The organism is Caballeronia sp. LZ035, assembly GCF_031451175.1.
Lineage (GTDB): Bacteria > Pseudomonadota > Gammaproteobacteria > Burkholderiales > Burkholderiaceae > Caballeronia.
The window spans coordinates 2,660,987-2,687,504 of the sequence record NZ_JARUXS010000001.1; the positions used below are offsets into that span (position 1 = coordinate 2,660,987).

23 protein-coding genes and 1 other RNA gene are annotated in these 26,518 nt (G+C 62.9%); 8 read left to right on the plus strand and 16 right to left on the minus strand.

Translation table 11 applies throughout. The features are described 5' to 3' along the window. Positions 1–172 precede the first annotated feature (172 nt). Entirely contained in the window at positions 173–1,345 is a 1,173-nt protein-coding gene (gene mltB / locus QCE88_RS12525) for a lytic murein transglycosylase B (RefSeq protein WP_309902259.1), read from the plus strand. 86 nt (positions 1,346–1,431) lie between these two features. Here mltB and cysM read toward each other — a convergent pair whose 3' ends face one another. The 16 genes from cysM to gyrA all read right to left on the minus strand — a co-directional run bounded on the left by cysM (position 1,432) and on the right by gyrA (position 19,544). After that, positions 1,432–2,334: a cysteine synthase CysM gene (gene cysM, locus QCE88_RS12530; protein ID WP_309902262.1), complete on the minus strand. Its 903-nt coding sequence runs from the start codon at positions 2,332–2,334 to the stop codon at positions 1,432–1,434. Between the two features lie 304 nt (positions 2,335–2,638). After that, positions 2,639–3,025 (minus strand): helix-hairpin-helix domain-containing protein, encoded by a 387-nt coding sequence (locus QCE88_RS12535; RefSeq protein ID WP_309902264.1) that lies wholly within the window; start codon positions 3,023–3,025, stop codon positions 2,639–2,641. A 74-nt stretch (positions 3,026–3,099) separates the two neighbouring features. Then, positions 3,100–4,092 (minus strand): ADP-glyceromanno-heptose 6-epimerase, encoded by a 993-nt coding sequence (gene rfaD / locus QCE88_RS12540; protein ID WP_309902268.1) that lies wholly within the window; start codon positions 4,090–4,092, stop codon positions 3,100–3,102. 23 nt (positions 4,093–4,115) lie between these two features. Beyond that, positions 4,116–5,102 (minus strand): D-glycero-beta-D-manno-heptose-7-phosphate kinase, encoded by a 987-nt coding sequence (gene rfaE1 / locus QCE88_RS12545; RefSeq protein WP_309902270.1) that lies wholly within the window; start codon positions 5,100–5,102, stop codon positions 4,116–4,118. Beyond that, the gene (locus QCE88_RS12550) at positions 5,068–6,471 is read right to left on the minus strand and encodes a UDP-glucose/GDP-mannose dehydrogenase family protein (protein ID WP_309902272.1); all 1,404 of its coding nucleotides are present in this window, start codon (positions 6,469–6,471) and stop codon (positions 5,068–5,070) included. Before QCE88_RS12550 ends, rfaE1 begins: the two co-directional genes overlap by 35 nt. Before the next feature lie 79 nt (positions 6,472–6,550). Next, positions 6,551–7,726: a lipopolysaccharide assembly protein LapB gene (lapB, locus tag QCE88_RS12555; protein WP_309902274.1), complete on the minus strand. Its 1,176-nt coding sequence runs from the start codon at positions 7,724–7,726 to the stop codon at positions 6,551–6,553. Positions 7,727–7,774: 48 nt separating this feature from the next. Next, entirely contained in the window at positions 7,775–8,068 is a 294-nt protein-coding gene (locus QCE88_RS12560; protein WP_309809299.1) for a LapA family protein, read from the minus strand. Positions 8,069–8,351: 283 nt separating this feature from the next. Then, positions 8,352–8,681 (minus strand): integration host factor subunit beta, encoded by a 330-nt coding sequence (locus QCE88_RS12565; protein ID WP_309809301.1) that lies wholly within the window; start codon positions 8,679–8,681, stop codon positions 8,352–8,354. Between the two features lie 23 nt (positions 8,682–8,704). Further along, positions 8,705–10,435: a 30S ribosomal protein S1 gene (rpsA, locus tag QCE88_RS12570; protein ID WP_309809303.1), complete on the minus strand. Its 1,731-nt coding sequence runs from the start codon at positions 10,433–10,435 to the stop codon at positions 8,705–8,707. A gap of 172 nt (positions 10,436–10,607) precedes the next feature. Then, the gene (gene cmk, locus QCE88_RS12575; RefSeq protein ID WP_309903563.1) at positions 10,608–11,294 is read right to left on the minus strand and encodes a (d)CMP kinase; all 687 of its coding nucleotides are present in this window, start codon (positions 11,292–11,294) and stop codon (positions 10,608–10,610) included. 75 nt (positions 11,295–11,369) lie between these two features. Further along, the gene (gene aroA, locus QCE88_RS12580) at positions 11,370–12,674 is read right to left on the minus strand and encodes a 3-phosphoshikimate 1-carboxyvinyltransferase (protein ID WP_309902276.1); all 1,305 of its coding nucleotides are present in this window, start codon (positions 12,672–12,674) and stop codon (positions 11,370–11,372) included. A 36-nt stretch (positions 12,675–12,710) separates the two neighbouring features. Beyond that, the gene (locus QCE88_RS12585) at positions 12,711–13,646 is read right to left on the minus strand and encodes a prephenate dehydrogenase/arogenate dehydrogenase family protein (protein ID WP_309902278.1); all 936 of its coding nucleotides are present in this window, start codon (positions 13,644–13,646) and stop codon (positions 12,711–12,713) included. A gap of 66 nt (positions 13,647–13,712) precedes the next feature. Further along, positions 13,713–14,795 (minus strand): prephenate dehydratase, encoded by a 1,083-nt coding sequence (gene pheA, locus QCE88_RS12590; RefSeq protein ID WP_309902280.1) that lies wholly within the window; start codon positions 14,793–14,795, stop codon positions 13,713–13,715. Positions 14,796–14,820: 25 nt separating this feature from the next. After that, positions 14,821–15,903 (minus strand): 3-phosphoserine/phosphohydroxythreonine transaminase, encoded by a 1,083-nt coding sequence (gene serC, locus QCE88_RS12595; protein WP_309902282.1) that lies wholly within the window; start codon positions 15,901–15,903, stop codon positions 14,821–14,823. 187 nt (positions 15,904–16,090) lie between these two features. Beyond that, positions 16,091–16,702 carry a DUF2059 domain-containing protein gene (locus tag QCE88_RS12600; protein ID WP_309903565.1) on the minus strand — a complete coding sequence of 204 codons (612 nt, stop codon included), beginning with the start codon at positions 16,700–16,702 and terminating at the stop codon, positions 16,091–16,093. Positions 16,703–16,901: 199 nt separating this feature from the next. Continuing rightward, positions 16,902–19,544 (minus strand): DNA gyrase subunit A, encoded by a 2,643-nt coding sequence (gyrA, locus tag QCE88_RS12605; protein ID WP_309902284.1) that lies wholly within the window; start codon positions 19,542–19,544, stop codon positions 16,902–16,904. Between the two features lie 772 nt (positions 19,545–20,316). Here gyrA and ompA point away from each other — a divergent pair. From ompA to QCE88_RS12640, 7 genes are all read left to right on the plus strand, one after another. Next, complete coding sequence (gene ompA, locus QCE88_RS12610) at positions 20,317–20,979, plus strand: outer membrane protein OmpA (RefSeq protein ID WP_309832967.1); 663 nt, start codon at positions 20,317–20,319, stop codon at positions 20,977–20,979. Between the two features lie 212 nt (positions 20,980–21,191). Continuing rightward, on the plus strand, positions 21,192–21,890 hold the full coding sequence (ubiG, locus tag QCE88_RS12615) for a bifunctional 2-polyprenyl-6-hydroxyphenol methylase/3-demethylubiquinol 3-O-methyltransferase UbiG (protein ID WP_309902286.1): 699 nt from the start codon (positions 21,192–21,194) through the stop codon (positions 21,888–21,890). 4 nt (positions 21,891–21,894) lie between these two features. Beyond that, complete coding sequence (gene gph, locus QCE88_RS12620) at positions 21,895–22,659, plus strand: phosphoglycolate phosphatase (protein WP_309902288.1); 765 nt, start codon at positions 21,895–21,897, stop codon at positions 22,657–22,659. Positions 22,660–22,738: 79 nt separating this feature from the next. Beyond that, positions 22,739–23,097: a transfer-messenger RNA gene (gene ssrA, locus QCE88_RS12625) on the plus strand. Positions 23,098–23,512: 415 nt separating this feature from the next. Then, positions 23,513–24,160, plus strand: a complete 648-nt coding sequence (locus tag QCE88_RS12630; RefSeq protein ID WP_309902290.1) for a hypothetical protein — start codon at positions 23,513–23,515, stop codon at positions 24,158–24,160. A gap of 131 nt (positions 24,161–24,291) precedes the next feature. Next, positions 24,292–25,749, plus strand: coding sequence for a hypothetical protein (locus tag QCE88_RS12635; protein WP_309902292.1), 1,458 nt, complete (start codon positions 24,292–24,294; stop codon positions 25,747–25,749). Then, positions 25,746–26,516 carry a hypothetical protein gene (locus QCE88_RS12640; protein ID WP_309902294.1) on the plus strand — a complete coding sequence of 257 codons (771 nt, stop codon included), beginning with the start codon at positions 25,746–25,748 and terminating at the stop codon, positions 26,514–26,516. Before QCE88_RS12635 ends, QCE88_RS12640 begins: the two co-directional genes overlap by 4 nt. The last annotated feature ends 2 nt before the right edge of the window (positions 26,517–26,518 follow it).

Below are 26,518 nucleotides of genomic sequence, written 5' to 3' on the forward strand. Positions count from 1 at the left end.
GTTGCGTTCCGTTGAGAATCGTTGCGGATCGATCCCGGTCGATCCAGATCAAAGGCCGGCTCGAGTCACCCGAAGCACCGCGGCAGATTCAAGGCCCACTCGAGACCGGCTCCACGAGCGTCGTGCCGCCCGAACATCCGGCATCGCCCCAACCGCCCCAACCACGCACACCATGACTTTTCAGTTTGCTCCGTCCGACCTCGCGGCCCCGTTCAAGCCGACCCCACGCGCGTTCCTCGCCGCACTCGTCTGCGCGCTCGGCTGCCTCGGCGCGACCGGCGCCCTCGCCCAGTCTCAGCAACCCCAGACCGCGACGCCGCAAGGCCAGATGTTCGAAGAAGAGATCGTGCCGCAGCGTTACGCGAACAATCCGAATGTCGAGGCGTTCATCAACGACATGGTGGCGCGCTACGACTTCGATTCCTCCGCGCTGCACGACCTGTTCGCGCGCGTCAGCTATTCGGCCACGGCGGCGAAGCTGGTGCTGCCCTCGCCCACGCCCGCGACCAAGAACTGGCGCGCGTACCAGGCGCGCTTCATCGAGCCGGTGCGCATCAATGCGGGCGTGAAGTTCTGGCGCGCCAACCAGGCGACGCTCAAACGCGCGGCCGAGCAGTTCGGGGTGCCGCCGGAAGTCATCGTGGGCATCATCGGCGTGGAGACGATCTACGGCCGCTACATGGGCAACTTCCGCGCGCTCGACGCGCTGACCACGCTCACCTTCGATTATCCGAACACGCCGAACCGCGCCGAGCGCATGGCGACCTTCCGCAAGAACCTCGAAGACCTGCTCGTGTGGACGCGCGATTCGCAGATCGACCCGACCACGGTGCTCGGCTCCTACACGGGCGCGATCGGCATTCCGCAGTTCCTGCCGAGCAGCATCGTGCAGTACGCGGTGGATTACGACGGCAACAGCCGTATCGACTTGCGCACGAGTCCGGCGGATGCCATCGGCAGCGTGGCGAACTATCTGAAGCAGAACGGCTGGGAAGCGGGCCGCCCGGTGGTGTGGCGCATTGCCGGCGACGAAGGCAGCCAGGGCATTGCACAGGCCGCGGCGGATGGCGCGCCGGAACCGAAGTGGTCGCTCGCGCAGCTGACCAAGGCCGGCATGCTGCTCAACGAACCGGGGCTGAATCTCGCGGCCGAGGCTGCGACGCCGCTCACGGTCGTCGACTTGCCCACGCCGGGACGCGCGACCGAGTACACGCTCGGACTGAAGAACTTCTATGTGCTGACGCGTTACAACCGCAGCTTCTTCTACGCGCTTGCGGTGTATCAGCTGGGCGAGGCGGTGAAGGCGCGCATGAACGCGGGTGATACAGGTGCAAGCTCGCAATAGCGCGCGGTCCGCTCGCGCATGAAGAAAACCCCGGCGCGCCGGGGTTTTTTCATTCAGCGCATTGAGCGCTGCCAGCCACCGGGGCCTCAGGCGGGAAACACGCCCGTCGACAGATACCGGTCGCCGCGATCGCAGACGATGAACACGATGGTCGCGTTCTCGACCTGACGCGCGATGCGCAGCGCGACTTCGCACGCGCCGCCCGACGAGATGCCCGCAAAGATGCCTTCGACGGACGCCAGGCGCCGCGCCATGGCTTCCGACGCGGCCTGGCTCACGTTCTCGACGCGATCCACGCGGCTGCGATCGAAGATCTTCGGCAGATAGGCTTCCGGCCACTTGCGAATGCCCGGAATGCGCGAGCCTTCTTCCGGCTGCGCGCCGATGATCTCGATCTTCTCGTTCTGCTCCTTCAAATACTTCGACACGCCCATGATCGTGCCGGTCGTGCCCATGGACGACACGAAGTGCGTGAGGCGTCCTTCGGTCTGCTTCCAGAGTTCCGGGCCGGTGGCTTCGTAATGCGCAAGCGGGTTGTCCGGATTCGCGAACTGGTCGAGGATGATGCCGCGGCCGTCGCGCTGCATCTGGTCGGCGAGATCGCGGGCGTATTCCATGCCGCCCTTCACCGGCGTCATGATGATTTCCGCGCCATACGCCGCCATGCTCTGGCGACGCTCCACCGAGAGATCCTCGGGCATCAGCAGGACCATTTTGTAGCCGCGCATGGCGGCGGCCATGGCGAGCGCGATACCGGTATTGCCGCTCGTGGCTTCGATCAGCGTGTCGCCCGGCTTGATGCGGCCGCGTTCCTCGGCCTTGCGGATCATCGAAGCCGCCGGGCGGTCCTTCACCGAACCCGCCGGATTGTTGCCTTCGAGCTTGCCCAGCACGACGTTGTTGCGGCTGCGGATTTCATCGTCCACGACGCGGACGAGTTGCACGAGCGGCGTATTGCCGATCGTGTCTTCGATAGTCATGTAAGCCATATGCGGAGCGGAATCGAGTTTCACGCGCGAGTGCGTCTGGCGTGAAAGCAGAGGTAAGGGGGATGGTCGATTGTAGCCCAGTGATCCTTCCGACGCCCACGCAGCCCTGCCGCGCGGATGGTCTGCTGGCTGGATCCGTAAGCCCTTCGACAGCCTCAGCGCCCACAGACGCACGCAAAAAGCCCCGCGGGAGGCACACCGCGGGGAGCCCAAACCCTCTACAGGCTGAAGGAGTCCAAAAGCCAAGGTCCGGTCACGCGCTGCGCACCAGAGCGCGCCCGGAGCAATTCAACGACGCTGCCGGTTACTTCTTGACGACCACCGGCTTGGCCGAGGCGGACGCCGACACCGGCGTGGCGACCGCCGAGTTGGCCGCGCCAGGCGTTGCCGCGTTACCCGGCGGTGCAGCTGCCGTCTTGGTGGAGGCGCCGATGGTCAGCCCTTCCGCTTCCAGACGCTGGACGGTCTTGCCGCCCATGCCCTTCACGCGCGTGCCGAGATCGCCGGCGTCCTTGAACGGGCCGTGCGCCTGGCGTTCGTCGAGAATGGCCTTCGCCTTGGCCGGGCCGATACCCTTGATGCCGCGCAGCGCGTCGACATCTGCGGTGTTGACGTCGACGGCCGCAAACGCCGAGCCGAGGGAAAAGATCAGCGCGAACGCGGCAAGGGACGAGAGTGCGTGCTTGAACATGACTGAGTCTCCGTGAGGAACCGGCCGGCGACCTGCCGACCGTGAGACCCAGTGTAGAGAGGGACGGCGCGCGTTTATAGCTGGCCGAACAGCCAGCGCACGTAGCGGTCGACGCCTTCCTGAACCGTCAGGAACGGCGTGTCGTAGCCGGCTGCGCGCAGCTTCGACTGGTCGGCTTGCGTGAAGCACTGATACTTGCCGCGCAGCGCGTCTGGAAACGCGATGTACTCCAGCAAGCCGCGCTGCACGAGCTCCGCGAGCGAGAGCGAGGCCTCGCCGTCGAGCGCGCGCAAGGAGTTCACGACGGTCGACGCGATGTCGTTGAACGGCTGCGCGCGGCCCGTGCCGAGGTTGAAGATGCCCGACTTCTCCGGATGATCGAAGAAGAACAGGTTCACCTTCACGACGTCTTCCACCGAGATGAAATCGCGCGTCTGCTCGCCCGCCGCATAGCCGTTGTATTCGCCGAACAGCTTGACCTTGCCTTCCGAGCGGAACTGGTTGAAGTTGTGGAACGCGACCGACGCCATGCGGCCCTTGTGCGTCTCACGCGGACCGTACACGTTGAAATAGCGGAAGCCGACAATCTGGCTCTTCGCCTGCGGCAACACCTGGCGCACGATCTGGTCGAACAGCAGCTTCGAGTAGCCGTAGACGTTGAGCGGCTTCTCGTACGCGCGCTCCTCGACAAACTTGCTCGACCCGCCGTACGTGGCCGCCGACGACGCGTACAGGAACTGCGCCCCTTGCGCGAGGCACGTGTCCATCACGTCACGGCTGTAGCGGAAGTTGTTGTCCATCATGTAGCGGCCGTCGGTTTCCATCGTGTCCGAACAGGCGCCTTCATGGAACACCGCGCGTACCTTGCCGAAGTCGCCGCGCTTGAAGCGCTCGACGAATTCGGTCTTGTCGAGGTAGTCGTCGATGTCGCAATCGACGAGATTCTTGAACTTGTCGGCGCGCGTCAGGTTGTCGACTGCGATCACGCGCTGTTCGCCGCGCTCATTGAGCGCCTTGACAATGTTGCTGCCGATGAATCCGGCCGCACCGGTAACGATGATGGTCATGGCGGTTTATCAGAGAGAGGGAATCAGGCGAAGAGTTCGTTGTAGTCGACGGTGGCCGTGCCCAGCTTGCCGACCACGATGCCCGCCGCGCGGTTCGCGTACACGATGGAGTCGACCAGCGGCACGCCCGCGCCCAGCATGGTTGCGACCGTCGCGATGACGGTGTCGCCGGCGCCCGAGACATCATACACTTCGCGTGCTTCGGCCGACGTATGCACCACCTGGCCTTCGGTGAAGAGCGTCATGCCTTCTTCCGAACGCGTCAGCAGCAGCGCGCCGAACTCGAGTTCGCGGCGTAGCTTCGCCACGCGCTCGTGCAGGTCTTCTTCCGACTTCCATTGGCCGACGACCTCGCGCAGTTCCGCGCGGTTCGGCGTGATGAGCGTCGCGCCGCGATAGCGGTCCCAGTCGTCGCCTTTCGGATCGACCAGCACCGGTTTTCCGGCGCGCCGTGCTTCGGCGATCATCTGCGTGACGTGCGTCAGGCCGCCCTTCGCGTAGTCCGACATGAGGATCACGTCGTGCTGCGGCAGGATGTCGGCAAAGCGTTCGAGGCACGCGCGCAGCACTTCGTGATTCGGCGTGTTCTCGAAGTCCACGCGCAGCAATTGCTGCTGACGCGACAGCACGCGCAGCTTGATGGTCGTGAGCAGTTCAGGATCGCGCTCCAGATGCGCCGCGACCTTGCTCTCGCCGAGCAGTTCGACCACGCGTTCACCCGGCTCGTCGTGTCCGACGACGCACAGCAGACCCGCCTGCGCGCCGAGCGCCGCCGCATTGCGCGCGACGTTGGCTGCGCCGCCGAGACGGTCTTCCTTCTTCTGCACATGCACGACCGGCACGGGTGCTTCGGGCGAGATGCGGTTGACGTCGCCGAACCAATAGCGGTCAAGCATCACGTCGCCGACCACCAGCACACGCGCCGCCGCCACGCGCGCACGCGGCACGACGGGAATCTCGGGCTGGGTGTCGGGCTTAATGTCGTGAGCCGTTGGGGTCGAGTTCGACATGGGGACGTCCTATTGCGTAGTAGTCGATGCCCAGTTCGGCCATCGCTTCCGGTTCGTACAGATTGCGGCCATCGAAAATCACCGGCGCCTTCAGCGCGCCTTTCAGATGAGCGAAGTCGGGGCTCTTGAATTCCTTCCATTCGGTCACGATGACGAGCGCATCCGCGTTCGTCAGCGCATCCTGCTGCGTCTTCACGAAGTGCAGGCGCTTCATGTCGTCCGCACGGTCCGCGAGATCGAGCGCGAAAACGCGTTCGGCCTCGTCGCGCGCGACCGGATCGTAGGCCTGCACCGATGCGCCGCGCTTCAGCAGCGCCTCGATCATGCGGCGGCTCGACGCCTCGCGCATGTCGTCGGTGTTCGGCTTGAACGCGAGGCCCCAGACGGCGAACGTGCGGCCGCGCAGATCCTCGCCCATGCGCCGCAGGATCTTGTTGACGAGCACTTCCTTCTGGTCGTCATTGACGGCTTCCACGGCTTCGAGGATGCGCAGCGTGTGACCGTTTTCGCGGGCCGTCTGCGCGAGCGCCTGCACGTCCTTCGGAAAACATGAACCGCCGTAGCCGCAGCCCGCATACAGGAAGTGATAGCCGATGCGCGGATCCGAGCCGATGCCGCGCCGCACCGCTTCGATATCGGCGCCGACGGTATCCGCGAGATTCGACAGGTCGTTCATGAACGAGATGCGCGTGGCGAGCATCGCGTTGGCCGCGTACTTCGTGAACTCCGCCGAGCGCACGTCCATGTAGAGCGTGCGTTCGTGATTGCGGTTGAACGGCGCGTACAGGCGCTTCATCTTCTCGCGCGCGATCTGGCCAGCGTGGTCGTCGTCGATGCCGATCACGATGCGGTCAGGCCGCATGAAGTCATCGACGGCCGCGCCCTCTTTCAGGAACTCCGGGTTCGACACGACCGAGACGCCGTGCTTGTCCGAGCCTTCGAGCCCGCGCGCCTTGAGTTCCTCGGCAACGACGCGGCGCACCTGAAGCGCCGTGCCGACCGGCACCGTCGACTTGTCGACGATCACCTTGAAACCGTTCGCATACTTGCCGATGTTGCGCGCCGCCGCGAGCACGTATTGCAGGTCGGCGGAGCCGTCTTCGTCGGGCGGCGTGCCGACGGCGATGAACTGGATGTCGCCGTGCTCGACGCTCGCTTTCACGTCGGTGGAAAACTGGATGCGGCCCGCGGCGCGCGTGCGCCTGAGCATTTCCTGCAGGCCCGGCTCGTGGATGGGCACGCCGCCGTTGTTGAGAATCTCGATCTTGCGCGGATCGACGTCCACGCAAAACACGTCATTGCCGATTTCGGCGAGACACGCGCCGGTCACCAGACCGACATAACCCGTGCCGACGATGGTCACTTTCATACGCTTTCCAGTGAGGTCTGAATTGCCGGGGCGCACGCAGCGCCCGCTTTCACGCCTGCTTCGGGATGGGCCACGCTGCTCAGGCCGAACTCGTGATTGGCTCGACGCGGCGCGGCGCGTACGTCTCCCAGCCACTGCAGCCGGGACACTGCCAATAGAATAGCCGCGCACGGAAACCGCAGGTCTGGCATGTGTAACGCGGCAGATTCTTGGTGCGCTGCTTCACCAGATTGCGCATCAGTTCGAGTTCGCCGCGGCGCGGTTCCTCGGCCGTCGCTTCCTGCGCTTCGAGCAGACGCGTCATGCCCGCGAGATTCGGCGCGCTTTGCATCTGCTTGCGGGCCAGCGCGTGCGCCGCGTCCAGTCCGCGCAGTTCCTGCACGTGCTTGTAGGCGACATCGAGCAGATCGTTCGACGGATAGCGGCTCGCGTACTCGGTCAGCAGCGCGACGCCGTCTTCCTTGCGTTCGAGCGCGCTGTAGGCCTTCATCAGCTTCTCGGCGACGAGCGGCAGATACGCCTCGTTCTGCTCTTCGACGCGCTTCCAGTGCGCAATCGCACCGTCCAGATTGCCGGCGGCCGCTTCCACGTCGCCGCCGAGGATGGTCGCGCGCACGTTGTCCGGATTCGACGCCAGCGCGAGTTTCAGCTCCGCGCGCGCGCCGTCGGGATTCTTGCGCTGCAACGCTTCCTGCGCGAGTTCGCAATGAAAATGCGCGATCTCCATGTGCAGCGACGGCGCGCCCATCTGCTCGATCTGCTCGGCCGTCGTGATCGACTTCGGCCAGTCCTTCTCGATCTCGTAGATGGTCAGCAGCGCGCGTTTCGCGCCGAGCGAGTATTCGCCGGAATCGAGCGAGCGGAAGGTTTCTTCGGCGCGGTCCAGCAGGCCGGCTTTCAGGAAGTCCTGGCCCAGCTCGTAGAGCGCGTGATCGCGCTCCGCGACCGGCAGATCGGCGCGGCTCAGCAGGTTCTGGTGCACGCGGATCGCGCGATCGGTTTCGCCCCGGCGGCGGAACAGGTTGCCGAGCGCGAAGTGCAGTTCGATGGTTTCGGGATCCAGCTTGGCAACTTCGATGAAGGCGTCGATGGCCTTGTCGTGTTGCTCGTTGAGGAGGAAGTTGAGGCCGCGGAAGTACGAGCGCGGCAGGTTCGCATTCTCGGACAGCAGCGTTTTCAGGTCATAGCGGGACGTCATCCAGCCCAGCGCGAACGCGACGGGAATGACGAGCAGCCACCAGAAGTCTAGATCCATGCGATTAGTCGAGAAGAGTGAGGTGTCTGCCGGCCGCGGGCATCATGTTCAGATGAGCGGCGGCATCGGCGGTTCTTCCTTCACCACCGGCGTCTCGCGCGCCACGCGCAACTCGCGCTTGAGGCGGCCGTTCTCCATGCGCAGGCGAACCCGCGCCGGCAACGCAGAGACGAGTCCCGCCAGCAATCCAACGACGAAAAACGCCAGGCCGATCAGGATCAGCGGCGCTTGCCAGGCATAGCCGGCGAGGAAATTCAGCGTCGCCGTCTGGGTGTTGGCCAGGGCCAGCACCAGAAGCAGCACGAAAACCAGGACGCGGATCAGCCAGACAATGAATTTCATACGGGGTCTCGCGGGAGCGGTTGCGGGTGGTGCACGTGGCGCAGGCGGCAGCCGTATCGTGTGGAACGGCGAGCGAAACGTGTTACGAGGTCAAAGTGACCGGTATTGTAATTGATGCTCATGCGCACCGGCAGTCGTCGGCGCTTTGCTCGTCTTTCAGCAAGCCACGCACCCGTCGCGTTAAAGCGCGTGCACGTCGCGTGCAAATGAAGCGCCCATGAAAAAAGCACCCCGAAGGGTGCTTTCTCTGGTCGATGGCCCGCTGGCCGACGAACCCGGCCGATCAGAGATCGTCCGAATCATCGTCATTCGACATCTTCAGCGGCTCGCCCGAACGGCCGTCGACGCGTTCGCGCAATTCCTTGCCCGGCTTGAAGTGCGGCACGAATTTCTCCGGTACCAGCACCTTCTCACCCGACTTGGGATTGCGCCCGACGCGTGACGGACGACGGTTGAGCCCGAAGCTGCCGAAGCCGCGAATCTCGATGCGGTGACCGTTGGCCAAGGCCTCCGACATCGCATCGAGCATCGTCTTTACCGCGAAATCCGCATCCTTGAGGACAAGTTGCGGAAATCGCGACGCCAACTGGGCGACCAATTCCGATTTGGTCATTCTGCAGCCGTGCCGTTAAGGGCTTAGCTGTTCTGGCCGTCGAGCTTGGCCTTGAGCAGCGCGCCGAGGTTGGTCGTACCGGTCGCGGCGGCGTTCGAGTCGCCCTGCAGGCTGCGCATGGCTTCCTGCTGTTCGGCCGAATCCTTCGCCTTGATCGACAGGTTGATGCCACGCGACTTGCGATCGATGTTGATGATCATCGCGTTGACCTTGTCGCCTTCCTTCAGCACGTTGCGCGCATCTTCCACGCGGTCCTGAGCGATTTCGGAAGCACGCAGGTAGCCTTCGACGTCCGCGTTCAGCGCAATGACAGCACCCTTCGGATCCACCGACTTCACCACGCCGTCGACGATGGCGCCCTTGTCGTTGATCGCGACGAAGTTGCTGAACGGGTCGCCTTCCAGCTGCTTGATGCCCAGCGAGATGCGTTCCTTCTCGACGTCGATGCCCAGAACCACGGCTTCGACTTCGTCGCCCTTCTTGTACTTGCGGACGGCTTCTTCGCCGGTTTCCGACCACGACAGGTCCGACAGGTGAACCAGACCGTCGATGCCGCCGGGCAGACCGATGAACACGCCGAAGTCGGTGATCGACTTGATGGCGCCGGACAGCTTGTCGCCCTTCTTGTAGTTGCGGCTGAAGTCATCCCACGGATTCGGCTTGCACTGCTTCATGCCGAGCGAGATACGGCGGCGGTCTTCGTCGATTTCGAGAACCATGACTTCGACTTCGTCGCCCAGCTGGACAACCTTCGACGGCGCGACGTTCTTGTTGGTCCAGTCCATTTCCGACACGTGAACCAGGCCTTCGATGCCCGATTCCACTTCGACGAATGCGCCGTAGTCGGTGATGTTGGTGACCTTGCCGAACAGGCGCGTGCCCGACGGGTAACGGCGCGAGATGCCTTCCCACGGATCGTCGCCCAGTTGCTTGATGCCGAGCGAAACGCGGTTCTTCTCTTGGTCGAACTTGAGGATCTTGGCGGTGACTTCCTGGCCAACCGACAGGACTTCCGACGGGTGACGCACACGACGCCATGCGATGTCGGTGATGTGCAGCAGGCCGTCGATACCGCCGAGGTCCACGAATGCGCCGTAGTCGGTGATGTTCTTGACCACGCCTTCGACAATCGCGCCTTCCTTCAGCGTCTCGAGCAGCTTCGCGCGCTCTTCGCCTTGGGTCGCTTCGATCACCGCGCGGCGCGACAGCACCACGTTGTTACGCTTGCGGTCGAGCTTGATGACGCGGAATTCGAGCGTCTTGCCTTCGTACGGCGTCGTGTCCTTGACCGGACGCGTGTCGACGAGCGAACCCGGCAGGAACGCGCGGATGCCGTTGACCATCACGGTCATGCCGCCCTTGACCTTGCCGGTAATCGTGCCGGTCACGAGTTCGTTGTTGTCCAGCGCTTTTTCCAGCGACAGCCACGAAGCGAGGCGCTTCGCCTTGTCGCGCGACAGGATGGTGTCGCCATAGCCGTTTTCCAGCGCGTCGATCGCGACGGAAACGAAGTCGCCCGCCTGCACTTCCACTTCACCCGCGTCGTTCAGGAATTCTTCGAGCGGAATATAGGCTTCGGACTTGAGACCAGCGTTGACGACCACGAAGTTGTGGTCGACGCGCACGACTTCGGCGGAGATCACTTCGCCCGCGCGCATGTCCTGCTTGGTCAGCGACTCTTCGAACAGAGCCGCGAAAGATTCGGTATTCGGGGTGGAGGTTTGCAGGTCGGACATAAAAATCTGTATTTGCACAGCCCTTGCGCGGTGGTCCGGGGACAATCCCATGCTGGACCGGTGAAACGCAAAGCCGTACGGGGTTAAGGGGTTTAACACACGCCCCGCCTCGTGGCGGAGCACCTTGCTGCTTGCTTCTTGCTTCTACTGCCTTTACTTTTTACTGCCTTTACTTTTTACTGCCTGACTTTTACTGCACTACGCGAATGCCGCTGTACCAGCCGATGATCTGCTCGACCGCCTGGTCGATGGACAGACCGGAGGTGTCCAGCGTCTTCGCATCCGCCGCAGGCTTGAGCGGCGCGACACTCCGGTTCATGTCCCGGGCGTCCCGTTCGCGCAAATCGCGCAGCAGGTCATCTATGATAGCAGAAAAACCTTTTTGCATCAATTGCTTATGCCGTCTGGCGGCGCGTGCCTCGACGCTTGCCGTCAGAAACACCTTCAGCGTGGCATCCGGGAAGATTACGGTGCCCATGTCGCGGCCGTCGGCGACCAGTCCCGGGCGCTTGCGGAACGCCCGCTGGCGCGCGACCAGCGCCTGGCGCACCTCATGATGAACCGCGATGGCGGACGCGCGGTTGCCCACTTCTTCCTGACGGATTTCGCCGGAGACGTCGACTCCATCGAGCTGCGCGCAGCCTTCGCGGAAGGTGATATGGAGCGACTCGATCAGCTTTGCAAGCCCGGCCACGTCGTCTGTCGCGATCTGGTAGCGCACGCTCGCGAGCGCCGCCAGCCGGTACAGCGCGCCGCTGTCGAGCAGGTGAAAGCCAAGCGTCGCCGCGACGACCGCGGCGACCGTGCCCTTGCCCGAAGCGGTCGGCCCGTCGATGGTGATCACTGGAATGGGGTCGAATGGACGGGTCGGTTTCATCGAATCTGGCCGTTCTGGCCCGTTAGGGTTGCCGTTGAAATCAAAGTCATCGCGCTTCACGGTACAGCACGCCGGTCACGCCTTCACGAGGGCCGCGAAGCGCTCGAAGTAATCCGGAAACGTCTTGTTCACGCATTTCGGATCGTTGATACGCACCGGCACGCCGCCCAGGCTCACTAGCGAGAAGCACATGGCCATGCGGTGATCGTCGTAGGTGTCGATCGCGGCGCCCGGCGTGAGTGTCGCGGGCGGCGTGACCACGAGATAGTCCGCGCCCTCTTCCACCGTCGCGCCGACCTTGCGCAGTTCCGTCGCCATCGCGGCGATGCGGTCGGTTTCCTTCACGCGCCAGCTCGCGATATTGCGCAGCGTCGTCGTGCCGTTCGCGAACAGCGCGGCCACGGCGATGGTCATCGCGGCATCGGGAATCAGGTTGAAATCCATGTCGATGGCAGCGAGCCTGCCGTCGTCGGACTCGACGCCCCGCACCTCGATCCAGTCCTCGCCCATCATGATGTTCGCGCCCATGCGGTTGAGCGCATCGGCGAAACCGACATCGCCCTGGATGCTCGAACGCCCGACGCCTTCCACGCGCAGCGGACCATGCCCGATCGCCCCCGCCGCCAGGAAATACGAGGCCGACGACGCATCGCCTTCCACCATGATCGCGCCCGGCGAGCGATAGCCGGCGCCGGCCGGAATCGTGAAACGCGCCCAGCCGTCGCGCTCGACCTTCACGCCGAAGCGCTCCATCAGGCGAATCGTGATCTCGATATAGGGCTTCGAAATCAGCTCGCCCTCGATCTCGATCGTCACCGGGCCGCTGCGCCCTTCGGCCACCGGCAGGCTCATCAGGAGCGCGGTGAGGAACTGGCTCGACACGTCGCCGCGCACGCGCACGGGACGGTCCACCGCGATCTTCGCCGGATGGATCTTGAGCGGCGGAAAGCCGTCGTTGAGTTCGTAGTCGATGCGCGCGCCGATCTGACGCAGCCCGTCGACGAGATCGCCGATCGGCCGCTCGTGCATGCGCGGCACGCCGTGCACGCGATATTCACCGCCGTTGACGGCCAGCGCCGCCGTCAGCGGACGTACCGCCGTGCCCGCGTTGCCGAGGAACAGTTCCGCCGACTTCGACGGAAACGCACCGCCCGTACCGGCCACGACGATCCGCTCGCCATCCTCGCGGACGCCGACGCCGAGCGTCTTGAGCGCGGCGATCATCACGCGCGTGTCGTCGGAATCGAGCAGATTGGTGATCGAGGTTTCGCCGCTCGACAATGCCGCGAGCAGCAGCACGCGGTTCGAGATGCTCTTCGACCCGGGCAAGCGCACCGTGCCGGACGCGCGTGCGAAGGGTCCGAGATCCAGATGTTCCATAGTGTGTCCTTGTTGTGCTGCGTGCTTCTTCGCGGCTTACTTTTCCGCGCCTTCACCGGCCGGCCTGACGCCGCCGCGTTCCTGCCACTCCCGGCGCGCCACGCGCGAGCGCGCGAAGGCTTCTTCGAGCGCGGCGCCGTCCGACGCCTCGATCGCCGCGCGAAAACGCGCGAGCACGGCCGTGTAGTCGTCCAGTTCGGCGAGCAGCGCGGCGCGGTTCGCCAGACAGATGTCGCGCCACATTTCCGGACTCGATGCCGCGATGCGCGTGAAGTCACGGAACCCGCCCGCCGCGAACGAAAATTTCAGCTCGGCGTCGGGCGTCGCGAGAATCTGGTCAACGAGCGCGAACGACAGCACATGCGGCAAGTGGCTCACCGAAGCGAACACGCGATCGTGCTGCGCCTCGCTCATCTCGCGCACGCAGGCGCCGGTGGCACGCCACATCGAGGCGATGCGTTCGACGTCAGCCGACGCGTTCTCCGCCAGCGGAGTCAGCACGACATTGCGTCCGACATACAGCTCCGGCAATGCCGCATCGACGCCGCTCGACTCGCGGCCCGCGATCGGATGCCCCGGCACGAATTGCGCGATCCGCGCGCCCAGCGCCTGCCGCGCCGCTGCAACGACATCGCTCTTGGTGCTGCCGGCATCGGTGACGATGGCGTGCGGGTCCAGCAACGGCGCAATCCGCGCGAGCAGCGGGCCCGTCTGCGCGACCGGCGCCGCGAGCAGCACGAGGTCGGCGCCCTGCAGCGCATGCGTCAGCGCGGGAGTGTCGCCGAGGGCGACGGCTTCGTCGACTACGCCGAGCTCGAGCGCCCGCGCCACCGACTGCGCCGAACGCCCGACGCCGACGATCCGCCCCGCGAGCTCCGCGCGTTCACGCAGCGCGCGCGCAAGCGATCCGCCGATCAAACCGACGCCGAGAATAACGAGTTTATTGAAAGAGAACGCAGCCACGGGGGACATCGAAAAAAACGCGTCGTGCGACGCAGGAAACCGGACCGCCGCGCACGCGCGACGGCAACGAAGCCGTCAGCGGGCGCGCGGGTACGAACCGAGAATCTTGAGGAACGCGGCCTTGCGCCCGAGTTCGTCGAGGGCGGCGGCGACGGACGGATCGTCGCGATGGCCTTCGATGTCGATATAGAAGTAGTACTCCCACGTGCCGGCACGCGCCGGGCGCGACTCGAAACGGTTCATCGACACGCCGTGCGCCGCGAGCGGCTCCAGCAGCTTGAACACCGCGCCCGACTCGTTCTTCACCGTGACGATCAGCGAAGTCTGATCGTGGCCGCTCGAACCGGTCGGTTCCCGGCCGATGATCACGAACCGCGTGCGATTGTGCGGATCGTCCTGGATCATCGAGAACACGACGCCGAGACCGTAATGCGTGGCCGCGCGGTCGCCGGCGATGGCCGCGACCGTCGCATCTTCCACCGCCATGCGCGCCGCTTCGGCGTTGCTCGACACCGCCTGCCGCTCCAGATGTGGCGCATTGGCGGCGAGCCAGCGCTGGCACTGCGCGAGCGCCTGCGGATGCGCGCATACGCGCTTGACGCCGTCGAGCGTGCCGGACGCCGTCAGCAGGTTGTGATGGATCGGCAAGGCCAGTTCGCCGCCGATCAGCAACGAGGTGGACAGCAGCAAATCGAGCGTGCGCGACACCGCGCCTTCGGCCGAATTCTCGACCGGCACGACGCCGTACTGAGCCGCGCCTGCTTCGACCGCGCGAAACACTTCGTCGATCGACGGACACGGCACGCCATGAATCGAATGTCCGAAGTACTCGAACATCGCCTGTTCGCTGTAGGTGCCGACCGGACCGAGAAACGCCGCGCTGATGCTCTGTTCGAGCGCGCGGCTCGCGGCCATGATCTCGCGCCAGATGGACGCGATGTGGTCGTCGGCGAGCGGGCCCTGGCTCATGTCCTGAAGCCGCGCGATGACCTGCAGTTCGCGCTCGGGACGAAACACCGGCGCGTTGAAATGCTTCTTCACCTCGCCCACTTCGAGCGCGACGGAGGCACGCTGGTTCAGCAGCGCGATGAGTTGCGCGTCGAGCGCGTCGATGCGCTCACGCAGGGGTTTGAGTTGCGAATTGAGATCGTCGTCCATGCGGTGCTAGATGTGTGATGCCGGTTTAAGCGCTGGCGCGCTCGAATTCCTTCATGTATTCGACGAGCGCCTTGACGCCCTCGACCGGCACCGCGTTGTAGATCGATGCCCGCATGCCGCCGACGGACTTGTGGCCCTTCAGTTGCAACAGCCCGCGCGCTTTGGCGCCGGCCAGGAAATCCGCGTTGCGCGATTCGTCGGCGAGGAAGAACGGCACGTTCATGCGCGAACGGTTCTGCCGCTCCACCTTGTTGACGTAGAAAGAGCTGGAATCGATGGTGTCATAGAGCAGCTTCGCCTTCTCGACGTTGCGCGCTTCGATCGCTTCCAGTCCGCCCTGCTTCTTCAGCCATTTGAAGACGAGTCCAGCGATGTAGATCGCATAGGTGGGCGGCGTGTTGTACATGGAATTGTTTTCAGCGACGGTCTTCCACTCGAACGCCGACGGACAAATGGGCAGCGCGCGGTCCAGCAGGTCCTCGCGCACGATCACGACCGTCACGCCCGCCATGCCGATGTTCTTCTGCGCGCCGCCGAAGAGCACGCCGTACTTGGCGATGTCCATGGGGCGCGAGAGGATGTGCGAGGAAGCATCGGCGACGAGCGGGATATCGCCGAGATCCGGAATCTCGAAGGCCTCGACGCCGTCGATGGTTTCGTTCGAGCACAGATGCACGTAGGCGGGATCGTCGGACAACTGCCATTCGTCGAAGGCCGGCACGCGCGTGAAGCCCGCTTCGGTCTTGCCACTGGCTGCGAGATGGGCCGTGCCGTACTTCTGCGCTTCCTTGAACGACTTCGTGGACCACGAACCCGTCACGATGAAATCGACCGCGTGCTTACCGGCGAGCAGGTTCATCGGCACGATGGCGTTCTCGCCGAGCCCGCCGCCCTGCAGGAACAGGATGCGATGCGAAGCCGGCACCTTCAGCAGGTCGCGCAGGTCGGTGAGCGCGGCCTCGTGGATCGACATGAATTCGGCGCCGCGGTGGCTCATTTCCATCACGCTCATGCCGCTGCCTTGCCAGTCGAGCATTTCGTCGGCTGCTTGCTGGAGCACTTCTTCTGGCATCGCCGCGGGGCCGGCGGAGAAATTGAACACGCGCATCTGAGAAAGTCCGGATGGCAGGCGCGAAACGAACAGCGGCCAGTGATTACCGCATGTTCACGCCCAAAAAAAGAAATGGCTGCTTGCGCTCGCGCGCAAACAACCATTATCGCACTGTCCTCGAAACGCGCCAACGAAAGGGGCCGTAAGCCCCTTCGCGTGGTCCGTCCGGACGATGCCGCCGTGCTTACTTACCCGGCTTGACGCTCGCCACTTCCTGATCGGCTTGCGTGCGCGTTGCCTTGATGGCTTGCGGCATGTACTTCTGCATCAGGCCGTTGACCACGTCGCGGCCAACCTGGTCTTGCACCTGAATGAACTTGCGGCCGGTCGGGCTCTTGTAGAACGTGGTCAGATCCTTGATCTCGTCCGTGGTGTAGTACTTCGCGTATGCGTCGTACTGAGCCTGCATCGCGTCCTTGCGGAAAGAGTCGGTCGCGAAGACCTGGCCGGCGGAGTCGACCAGCTTCGGCACTGCGTTCTTCTGCAGCGTCGGGACAGCAGCCTGCTTTTGCTTGTCGTTCAGCGACTTGTTCTCCGAGAGCGCGTCCGAGAGGATGGCCGGGACGAGTTGCTTCGACTGCATCTGCGCGCTGTTGCCGATTGCGCCAACCAGCTTCTGCGCGTCGATGGCGTCGAGCAGGTCCTTGATCGCGGCTTGCTTGGCCGGATCAACCGGTGCTGCTGCCGGCGCCGGAGCTGCCGACGTGGCCGGCGCCTGGTTCTGAAGCGACTGAGCCATTGCGAAAGTCGGCACAAATGCGGCCAGCAACATCCACTGCTTGAAACGTCCTTGCATCATTACTCCCTGTAGAAATTATCCAGTTCAGCACTGGCCACGAGCGTTCGCGTTATCTGAAGCCGATCCGGTCATCCACGCGGATGACCGCAATCCACTTCTTTACGCGCTGCGTCGCGCAGCTTAACCAATCCAAGCTTACAAATGCTTTAAGCGCGGCTAAAACGAGGTAGAACGGAGCGTCGCGATACACACGCTATCAGGCATCCTCATCGCCCGTGCCCGGGGACTCACTGCCTGACTCATCGCCATTCGACGGTGCATCGGCTTCGTCGAGTTCCGCTTCGGCTTCCGCCTCAGCGATGTGCTGCAAGCCGGACAGCTTGGTTCCCTCGTCAAGGCTGATGAGTGTAACACCTTGGGTTGCGCGGCCCATCTCACGGATCTCGGACACGCGCGTGCGAATCAGCACGCCCGAATTCGTGATCAGCATGATCTCGCTTTCCGGCTCGACGAGCGTCGCGGCCACCACGCGGCCGTTGCGCTCCGACGTCTGGATCGCGATCATGCCCTTCGTGCCGCGGCCGTGGCGCGTGTACTCGTTGATCGGCGTGCGCTTGCCGTAGCCGTTCTCGGTTGCAGTCAGCACCGACTGGTTTTCACCGCCCGCCACCAGCAACGCGATGACCTGCTGCCCGTCTTCCAGCTGCATGCCCCGCACGCCGCGTGCCTCCCGGCCCATCCCACGCACGTCGTTCTCGTCGAAACGCACGGCCTTGCCGGAATCGGAGAACAGCATGACGTCATGCTGGCCGTCGGTGATCGCGGCGCCAATCAGGTAATCGCCCTCGTCCAGACCCACCGCGATGATGCCCTTCTTCAGCGGACGGCTGAACGCCTCGAGCGGCGTCTTCTTGACGGTGCCGAGCGAGGTGGCCATGAACACGTACTTGTCCGCCGAGAATTCCTTGATCGGCAGCACGACGTTGATCTTCTCGCCGTCCTGAAGCGGGAACATGTTCACGATCGGCCGGCCGCGCGAGTTGCGCGAGCCCTGCGGCACTTCGTACACCTTGATCCAGTACACGCGGCCGCGATTCGAGAAGCACAGCATGTGATCGTGCGTGTTCGCGATGAACAACGTGTCGATCCAGTCGTCTTCCTTCATCTGCGTCGCCTGCTTGCCGCGGCCGCCGCGCTTCTGCGCGCGATATTCGGACAGCGGCTGCGACTTCACATAACCCGCGTGCGACATGGTGACGACCATGTCCGTGGGCGTGATCAGGTCTTCGGTGTTCAGCTCGGTCGCGTTCATCTCGATGCGCGAACGGCGGTCGTCGCCGAACTCCGCACGGATCTGGCCGAGCTCGTCGACGATCATCTGGCGAATCCGTTCCGGACGCGCGAGGATGTCGAGCAGGTCGGCGATCTGCGCCATCACTTCACGGTACTCGCCGACGATCTTGTCCTGCTCCAGACCCGTCAGGCGTTGCAGGCGCATCTGCAGGATTTCCTGCGCCTGCACGTCGGACAGGCGATACAGCCCGTCTTCCTGCAGGCCGTACGCCGGATTCAGCCCTTCCGGACGATAGGCCGCACGGCCGCCCGAGGCTTCGGTCTCGGTGCGCGTGAGCATCTCGCGCACGAGCGACGAGTCCCAGGGACGCGCCATCAGTTCCTGACGCGCGATGGGCGGCGTGGGCGCGGCCTTGATGATGGCGATGAACTCGTCGATGTTCGCGAGCGCCACTGCAAGACCTTCGAGCACGTGGCCGCGATCGCGCGCCTTGCGCAGTTCGTAGACCGTGCGCCGCGTCAGCACTTCCCGTCGATGCGACAGGAAACATTCGATCATTTCCTTCAGGTTCAGGAGCTTCGGCTGGCCGTCGACGAGCGCGACCAGGTTCATGCCGAACGTGTCCTGCAACTGCGTCTGCTTGTACAGGTTGTTCAGGATGACTTCCGGCACTTCGCCGCGCTTCAGCTCGATCACGACGCGCATGCCGCTCTTGTCGGATTCGTCGCGGATGTCGGAGATGCCTTCCAGCTTTTTCTCGTTGACGAGTTCGGCGATGCGCTCGAGCAGCGTGCGCTTGTTCACCTGATACGGAATTTCGTCGACGATGATCGCCATGCGCTGGCCGCGGTCGATCTCTTCGAAGTGCGTGGTCGCGCGCATCACGACGCGCCCGCGGCCCGTGCGATAGCCGTCGCGCACGCCGGCGACGCCGTAGATGATGCCGGCGGTCGGGAAGTCCGGCGCGGGCACGATCTCGATCAGTTCGTCGACCGTGGCCTCGGGCGTGTTCAGCAGATGCAGGCAGGCGTCGACGATTTCGCGCAGGTTGTGCGGCGGAATGTTGGTGGCCATGCCGACCGCGATACCCGCCGAACCGTTGATCAGCAAATTCGGAATTCGGGCCGGCAGAACGAGCGGCTCGTTTTCGCTGCCGTCGTAATTCGGACCGAAGTCGACGGTTTCCTTGTCGATGTCGGCCAGCAACTCGTGGCCGATCTTCGCCATGCGGATTTCGGTGTAGCGCATGGCGGCGGCGTTGTCGCCGTCGACCGAACCGAAATTGCCCTGGCCGTCCACCAGCATGTAGCGCAGCGAGAACGGCTGCGCCATGCGCACGATGGTCTCGTAGACGGAGGCGTCGCCGTGAGGATGGTATTTACCGATGACGTCGCCGACGATACGCGCCGACTTCTTGTACGCGCGATTCCAGTCGTTGTTCAGCTCGTGCATCGAATACAGCGCCCGGCGATGCACCGGCTTGAGGCCATCGCGGACATCGGGAAGCGCACGTCCTACGATCACGCTCATCGCGTAATCGAGATACGAACGGCGCATTTCCTCCTCGAGGGAGATTGGCAGAGTCTCTTTGGCGAATTGATCCATTATCCGTGTCTTGAACTGTGCAGCGGCGACACGGCAGCGCGTTCGTGAGCGTCGAATCAGGATTCAACTGCTCGTCACGCGCCCGCCAGCCGCGTGACATGCGCCGCGCGGCCTCGGCCTGTAGGCCGACGTCCGCTGCATGCCTCGCTGTATGCCTCGCTTCAGGGCTTTACTTCAGGCTTTGCTTCAGGGCCTTGCTTCATGGCTTTTTACACACTGCGAACGCAGCGCATCAGGAAATTCTACCATGCGCACCCTGCCCGACCGGACGCCCTGCGTATACATAGTGTGTGTATCCAGATCGGCGATCATCACCCGGATGGCGAACCTGAAGTTCGCAATGCGCAATGCTGTTCCAAACATTTACAAAATCGCGGGAACGCGTATCGCCGGTTCGTCATGTGGGCGGGCTATGATGCCGCCTCGCCGTTTTATCGGCGGCACAGGATTCGACGATGAAATCCCGCAGAAAATAGCGCTCAGGCACGTAATGTGCGCACGTTTTGCGCCTTCTTTGGCGTGCGCCGCTTCCTGTCCCCTTCATGTTGCGGAAGCGCCACATAAGGTTGCGGGGCTTGAGGGTGCGGGGATATTTTTATCGTTGCAAGGGAACGATATGGCAAAATGCCAACGCACAAAGTTAGACACTGCTCGAAGTCTACACAGCGCGTTTTGTTCCGTAGGGAATGTTATACTTCGAGCAATGTATGACTTGTCTTCGTCTACAGGCTCGCAGTAAACCTGCGGTAATCTCAATTTCGAGAGGAGAAATATGAATAAACTTTCAAAGCTCGCGTTCATTGCAGCTACCGCAGTTATGGCTGCATCGGCCTCGGCGCAGTCGGTGCCGGCCTCGCGACAAGCAGTGAATGATAACTGGGTGAACGGCACGGGCGAATATGTGTGGATGAACGGCACGAACGAACTGTGCTGGCGCGATGCGTTCTGGACGCCGGCTACGGCAAACGCGAAGTGCGATGGCGCGCTGGTCGCGCAAGCACCGACGCCGCCGGCTCCGGTTGCTCCGCCGCCGCCGGTCATCCAGTCGCAAAAGGTTACCTACCAGGCTGACGCCCTGTTCGACTTCGACAAGGCCGTCCTGAAGCCGGCTGGCAAGCAGCAGCTCGACGATCTGGCATCGAAGATCGGCGCGCTGAACCTCGAAGTTGTGGTTGCAACGGGTTACACGGACCGTATCGGTTCGGACAAGTACAACGATCGTCTGTCGCTGCGCCGTGCGCAAGCTGTGAAGGCTTACCTGGTCAGCAAGGGCATCGAAGCCAACCGCGTCTACACGGAAGGCAAGGGCAAGCGTGACCCGGTTACGGGCGGCAAGTGCCAACAGAAGAACCGCAAGCAACTTATCGCCTGCCTCGCACCGGATCGTCGCGTGGAAGTCGAAGTTGTCGGCACGACGCGTCAGCCGCAGCAGTAATCGCGAGTTGGATTGCCGCAGATCAAACCCCCGCCTCGGCGGGGGTTTTTTTATGCCTTTCTTCAGTCCCGGCAGCTTGTCCTGAACACGCTGCGCGCCCGCTTCCCCGGCAATCCGGGCCGGCCCCTTTTTGCCCGCCTCCGGAGACGCCTATATACTCGGCTTAATCGATAACCGAGCGTTTCACGACTCAATCCAAGGCAATTCCCAACATGACCAATGTCGATCCCCACGAACTACAGAAATTCAGCGAGCTCGCGCATCGCTGGTGGGACCCGAACGCCGAGTTCAAGCCGCTGCACGAGCTGAACCCGGTCCGTCTCGACTGGATCGACGCCCACGCCCACCTGATGAGCAAGCGCGTGGTGGATATCGGCTGCGGCGGCGGCATCCTGTCGGAATCGATGGCCACGCGCGGCGCCAGCGTCAAAGGCATCGATCTCTCGTCGAGCGCGCTGGGCGTGGCGGATCTGCATAGCCTCGAAAGCGGCGTCGAAGTCGCCTACGAGGAGATTTCGGCGGAAGCGCTCGCCGCGCGCGAGCCCGCGTCCTACGACGTCGTCACCTGCATGGAAATGCTCGAACACGTGCCGAATCCCGCCGGCACCGTTGCCGCATGCGCCACGCTCGTGAAGCCGGGCGGCTGGGTGTTCTTCTCCACGCTGAACCGCAACGCGAAGGCCTATCTGTTCGCGGTCATCGGGGCCGAATACATCGCGCGCATGCTGCCGCGCGGCACGCATGACTACGCGCGCTTCATCAAGCCGTCGGAACTCGCGACCTTTGCGCGCACGGCATCGCTGCTGCCTGTGGATATCAAGGGCATCACCTATCGGCCGATCTCGAAGCACTTCGGATTGTCGAACGACACGAGCATCAACTACATGATGGCTTGCCGACGCGAAGCCTGACGCCATGAACCCAGAAGATCCTCTCGTTACGGGCACCCTCGATGCCCAGCCGTTGCCGGACGACCCCACGCCCCTGCCCCAGCGCGTCGCCGAGCGGGACGGCCTCGGGCTGTGCCAGGCCGTGCTGTTCGATCTCGACGGCACCCTCGCCGACACTGCGCCCGACCTCGTCGCGGCGGTGAACAAGATGCGTCACGACCGCGGCCTCGAAATGCGGCCGCTGGAACTGTTGCGGCCGTTTGCGTCGGCGGGTGCGCGCGGGCTGCTGGGCGGCGCATTCGAGATCGGCCCGGAACATCATGACTTCGCGGCGATGCGCGACGAGTTCCTCGCCAATTACGAAGCCGATTTGTGTATCGAAACGACGCTCTTTCCGGGCATCCTCGAACTGCTCGACCAGCTCGATGCCCGCGGCGTGCGCTGGGGCATCGTCACGAACAAGGTGACGCGGCTCTCCGAGCCGCTCGTCGCGCTGCTTGGACTGGACGCGCGCGCCGGCTGTCTCGTCTGCGGCGACACGACACCGCATTCGAAGCCCCATCCGGCGCCGCTGCTGCATGCGGCCGAGTTGCTCGATGTCGCACCGGAGCGCATCGTCTATGTCGGCGACGATCTCCGCGACGTGCAGGCGGGTTTCGCGGCCGGAATGATCACGGTCGCGGCCGCGTACGGCTATTGCGGCGACGATATTCCGCCGCGTCGCTGGCATGCCACCCATGTGGTGGACACGCCGGAGGAGCTGCAACAACTGCTGCGTGACATCGGTTGAGAAGCTGCTGAAATGTTGGCTTGAGAATCCCGCGGTTCGCCCCATCTGGCGTTTCGTGGGATAATCAACGTTCAGTTTTGGGGGCGACCTGGTTTCGACAGGGGTTGTGAAGCGGTCAGGGCATACCGAGGACCCGTCACCTCGTTAATCAATGGGAAAAACGTAACTGCAAACGACGAAACGTTCGCACTGGCTGCCTAAGGGCTAGCCGTCCTCTCACTAATTCGCTGACGGGTTAGGGTAGCAATACCACGAGAGGTCATATACGTCAGATAAGCCTTTGCGGCGTCACGACGCCAAGGTCGAAAATTTAGTGAATCGCCGTCACGCAGCGTGTTCGTCCGCGTCGTGGCAGTTAAATCAAAAGACAGAACTAAGTATGTAGAACTGTTCGTAGAGCGCTTCTGGACGCGGGTTCGATTCCCGCCGCCTCCACCAGAATCCTCCAGAAAACCCGCATAAGGTCATCGCCTTGTGCGGGTTTTTTTTCGCCTTAAGTCTCCCCCATCGCGTCCAACGTCATGGCAGCGGCAACCGTTCGCCACAGCGACAGCGCGTTTCAACCTCCGCTGTTTCAGATTTATCCAGTAGCGCGCATCGCGGTTTTTTTCGAGACTCTCATCTGATAGCCACAGTACTTTTCGAGCGATCAGTTCGCGGACGTTCGAGCGCCCCGATCCCGCTCGCTGAGCACCATGAGCGTTTCGCCGGTGTCGCATGCGACAGGGTCCAGGCGATCTCGCGCAATCGAATCACCTTCGCGGCTGGCTCAGACGTTATTGATTCGCCTACGGCCCCGCAGTGACTCGACGCCATCCCGCGTGGCCCAGTCCTGGAATCGGAAAGGAGAAGCATGATGAGCGGCGAACCGCCTGTGAAGCCGCGTGCGGCGCGCCGCGTTCCTCTCGAAACCGTGTGCTTCTCCGACACGCGCGGACAGGTGAAGGGGTTCGCGCACGGCTGGTTCTTCTGGGTCCATGGGGCATTCAAGGGTGCGCTGGACATACGGTTCGTCGAACGGATCGACGCGAAGCCCACCTTGGCCTTGCGCGAGAAGAACGCTCAGGAACGCTTCGGATTGTCGCTTTCGGACTTGCGTCGCCGAAGACGCGAAAGCGTCGAGATGAAGAGCAACTTCCAGGAGATCATGAAAATTTCGAGGAAGGTGATGCTGGAAACGGAGACATCCTCGCCAGCTTACACATTTCGAGCCGGCGATTCGTTCGAGAGCCGGTGTGGCGAGTGGTACTTGAAAGTGACGCACGAAACCGTCGAGAGGGTCGTAGGCATCGGAGACGATACGTTGATCAGCCATGAAGTACTCGGCGTCACGCTCTATCGTCGTGCTGGTGGCTCCGACGCACGCTGGATCAGGCAACGGTGCGTCGAACTGCATCAATCAGAGCTTGCCGCGCTTCTCAAAACCGGCTCGGCCGCGTCTATCGATCTGATCGCCGTAAACGTCGACCAAGGCTCTGCAACGCAGATCGCGCTGTTCTGAACAGGCGGCAATAGAGAGCGCGGCCTCGGGCTTCGCTCGAATGAAGGCCTTCGTCTTCAGAAAGCAGGCAACAAACGAAAACAGTCTCCACCTTCAGGGTGGGCGGTCATCGAACTAAAGAGCGCAGGATTATGGGCTACTCAGGTCAGTTGCTGTCCAAGCAGGAATACTACGCACGCAAAGGCATTGAACAGGGTAGCAAATCGCTTCCGTCAGGGCTATCGCAGACACTAGACAGCTATGAGACTCAACTTCAGGCCGAAGCTCAGCGACTTGTTGCCAGCGATCGAGGGGACTTCACGAGCAGGCAAGCCACCAGGATCGAGTCGCTTGGAAACATCAATGACGCGTTGAGCCGAACGCCTGCTCAGTGCGAGGCATTGCTGGACGATTCTCCGCTGTCGGTCACCGTCTCGCATACTCGCGAACAGCAACGTCCCGTGCTGGTCAGGCTTCGCGAAGACCAGCTCATGCGAGAGGCCGAACTGAAGGCTTTCCGAGCGCTCAACAACATCACCAAAGGAGCGTCGTATCCCGAGAGTCCGTTGCTGCCCTATCTTTGGCTGCTGCCCGCCATCCTGGGCGAAACAGTGATCAATGCATTCTTCTACGAGAACGCTCAAGGCCTGCTCGGTGGGGCGGTCGTCGCGTTCACCGTCTCGTTCGTCAATCTCGCGATCGCGTTCGGGCTTGGCGTTGTGTTCCGGGACAAAAATCTTTCCGCGCCCCATAAAAGGGTAATGGGTTGGGCCGCGCTAGTCGTCGCGAGCGTGGTCGCCATTTACTTCAACGCGATCTTCTCCGCATACCGGAGCGGATATCAGCTACTGACCGATCCAACGGACATCGTGGAAGCGAGCGTGGCGTTCACACGTGCGATGACTGTCGCGGGGGAAGTTTTCATCGGACAGCTGCCATCGAACGACTTCATGAGTTTTATTCTGTTCTTCATCGGCCTCCTACTGAGCCTGCTTGCTTTCCGTAAGGGCTACACCTCTGACGACCGCTATCCCGGACACAGCGCGCACGATCGGCTGTTCATGCAAGCCACCCGGCAATACGACGATGCCATGGACCGGGTGCGCCTCAAGGTGGCCGAGGAGATTCAGCGCCGGCTGAATGGCATGGCAAGCGCCAAGGCGCCGCTGGATCAAGGGGGACCGCGTCTCGATCAACTCAGGAATTCGCTCTCGGTCGATATCAACGCGCTAAAGGAATCACTGACCCAGTTGCAGCGTGACTTCACGCTCGTGCTGGATACGTACCGGCAGCAGAACGTCTCCGTTCGTCCCGTCCCGCCTCCTGACTACTTCGCGCGGACCCCTGACCTGATCGCGCCATACCTGACCGTGGATGTCAGCGAATTCCATGCGGATCTCGACAGGGTGGAACAGCGACTCAATACCCACAGAAGCACGTATCTGTCGCAACTCAACGAAGCCATGCGCGACCTCGACAACGAAGGCCGCGCCCAACAAGGGCCGGCCATGACCGAGTTCGCGGCCGACATCACTCATGAGGCCCAGCGCAACATCGATGCAAGCAAGCTGACCATGCCCGTGTCCGCGACATTCGGTGCCCATGCATGAGCAAGACGATGCAGGCAGGCATCGTCGCTGGCGTCAGCGCGATTCTGCTCATGGGCTTTCTGGTCGCTTCAAAACTGATGAAGCCCGCCCCGCTCGATGCAAAGGGTTGCGGTCAGACAATCGCGAGCAAAACCGTCATCGTCCTGGATACGAGCGACGGCGTGCCCGTACAGACACACCAGGAAATCATCGACCGCGTGAAGAACAGGATCGATAAGAAGGTGCAGGACGGCGATCTGGTCTCGGTCTTTACGATCAGCGCCCTATCGAAGAAAAGCCTCGTACCCGCGTTCGCCTATTGCAAGCCGCGCCGCATCGGCAACGCGTTGAAGGAAAGCACGCGCATACTCGAGCGCACCTACCTGATGAAGTTCCAGAAACCCCTGGAGGCCGCCATACGCGCCCCGATCCAGGGCTCGATGGAGTCGCCTATCGCGCAATCGCTGGTGGATCTTTCGCTCTCCGACTACGTTCGGTCGAACGGCAATACGACACTGATCGTGTTCTCCGACATGATGGAGTACACGGATCGCTTCTCACTGTACAACTGCGATTCCGGCAGCCTGGCGATCAAATCCTTCAGGGACTCACGCGGCGCTGCCGTTGCGAGACCGACGTTCCATAACGTCGATATCGAGATCAATATCATCCCGCGCATCGGCACGACGGCAGCCGTGGGGCGATGCCGCGATACCTTCTGGGCCTGGTTTTTCGGTGACGATGAAGGCCCCTCCGCACGCTTCACGCCGTCGAATCTGCCCGGATAGTC

Excerpts from the sequence above, each read along its gene's own strand:
- QCE88_RS12640 (WP_309902294.1), top strand. The coding sequence starts at position 25,746 with ATGAGCAAGACGATGCAGGCAGGCATCGTCGCTGGCGTCAGCGCGATT.
- ompA (WP_309832967.1), top strand. The coding sequence starts at position 20,317 with ATGAATAAACTTTCAAAGCTCGCGTTCATTGCAGCTACCGCAGTTATG.
- cysM (WP_309902262.1), bottom strand. The coding sequence starts at position 2,334 with ATGGCTTACATGACTATCGAAGACACGATCGGCAATACGCCGCTCGTG.
- cmk (WP_309903563.1), bottom strand. The coding sequence starts at position 11,294 with ATGAAACCGACCCGTCCATTCGACCCCATTCCAGTGATCACCATCGAC.
- rfaD (WP_309902268.1), bottom strand. The coding sequence starts at position 4,092 with ATGACCATCATCGTTACCGGTGCGGCCGGATTCATCGGCAGCAACATT.
- QCE88_RS12560 (WP_309809299.1), bottom strand. The coding sequence starts at position 8,068 with ATGAAATTCATTGTCTGGCTGATCCGCGTCCTGGTTTTCGTGCTGCTT.
- ubiG (WP_309902286.1), top strand. The coding sequence starts at position 21,192 with ATGACCAATGTCGATCCCCACGAACTACAGAAATTCAGCGAGCTCGCG.
- QCE88_RS12630 (WP_309902290.1), top strand. The coding sequence starts at position 23,513 with ATGATGAGCGGCGAACCGCCTGTGAAGCCGCGTGCGGCGCGCCGCGTT.
- QCE88_RS12600 (WP_309903565.1), bottom strand. The coding sequence starts at position 16,702 with ATGCAAGGACGTTTCAAGCAGTGGATGTTGCTGGCCGCATTTGTGCCG.
- QCE88_RS12635 (WP_309902292.1), top strand. The coding sequence starts at position 24,292 with ATGGGCTACTCAGGTCAGTTGCTGTCCAAGCAGGAATACTACGCACGC.
- QCE88_RS12585 (WP_309902278.1), bottom strand. The coding sequence starts at position 13,646 with ATGTCCCCCGTGGCTGCGTTCTCTTTCAATAAACTCGTTATTCTCGGC.
- QCE88_RS12550 (WP_309902272.1), bottom strand. The coding sequence starts at position 6,471 with ATGAAAGTGACCATCGTCGGCACGGGTTATGTCGGTCTGGTGACCGGC.
- QCE88_RS12535 (WP_309902264.1), bottom strand. The coding sequence starts at position 3,025 with ATGTTCAAGCACGCACTCTCGTCCCTTGCCGCGTTCGCGCTGATCTTT.
- gph (WP_309902288.1), top strand. The coding sequence starts at position 21,895 with ATGAACCCAGAAGATCCTCTCGTTACGGGCACCCTCGATGCCCAGCCG.
- serC (WP_309902282.1), bottom strand. The coding sequence starts at position 15,903 with ATGCGCGTGTTCAATTTCTCCGCCGGCCCCGCGGCGATGCCAGAAGAA.
- gyrA (WP_309902284.1), bottom strand. The coding sequence starts at position 19,544 with ATGGATCAATTCGCCAAAGAGACTCTGCCAATCTCCCTCGAGGAGGAA.
- mltB (WP_309902259.1), top strand. The coding sequence starts at position 173 with ATGACTTTTCAGTTTGCTCCGTCCGACCTCGCGGCCCCGTTCAAGCCG.
- QCE88_RS12565 (WP_309809301.1), bottom strand. The coding sequence starts at position 8,681 with ATGACCAAATCGGAATTGGTCGCCCAGTTGGCGTCGCGATTTCCGCAA.
- pheA (WP_309902280.1), bottom strand. The coding sequence starts at position 14,795 with ATGGACGACGATCTCAATTCGCAACTCAAACCCCTGCGTGAGCGCATC.
- rfaE1 (WP_309902270.1), bottom strand. The coding sequence starts at position 5,102 with ATGTCGAACTCGACCCCAACGGCTCACGACATTAAGCCCGACACCCAG.
- lapB (WP_309902274.1), bottom strand. The coding sequence starts at position 7,726 with ATGGATCTAGACTTCTGGTGGCTGCTCGTCATTCCCGTCGCGTTCGCG.
- aroA (WP_309902276.1), bottom strand. The coding sequence starts at position 12,674 with ATGGAACATCTGGATCTCGGACCCTTCGCACGCGCGTCCGGCACGGTG.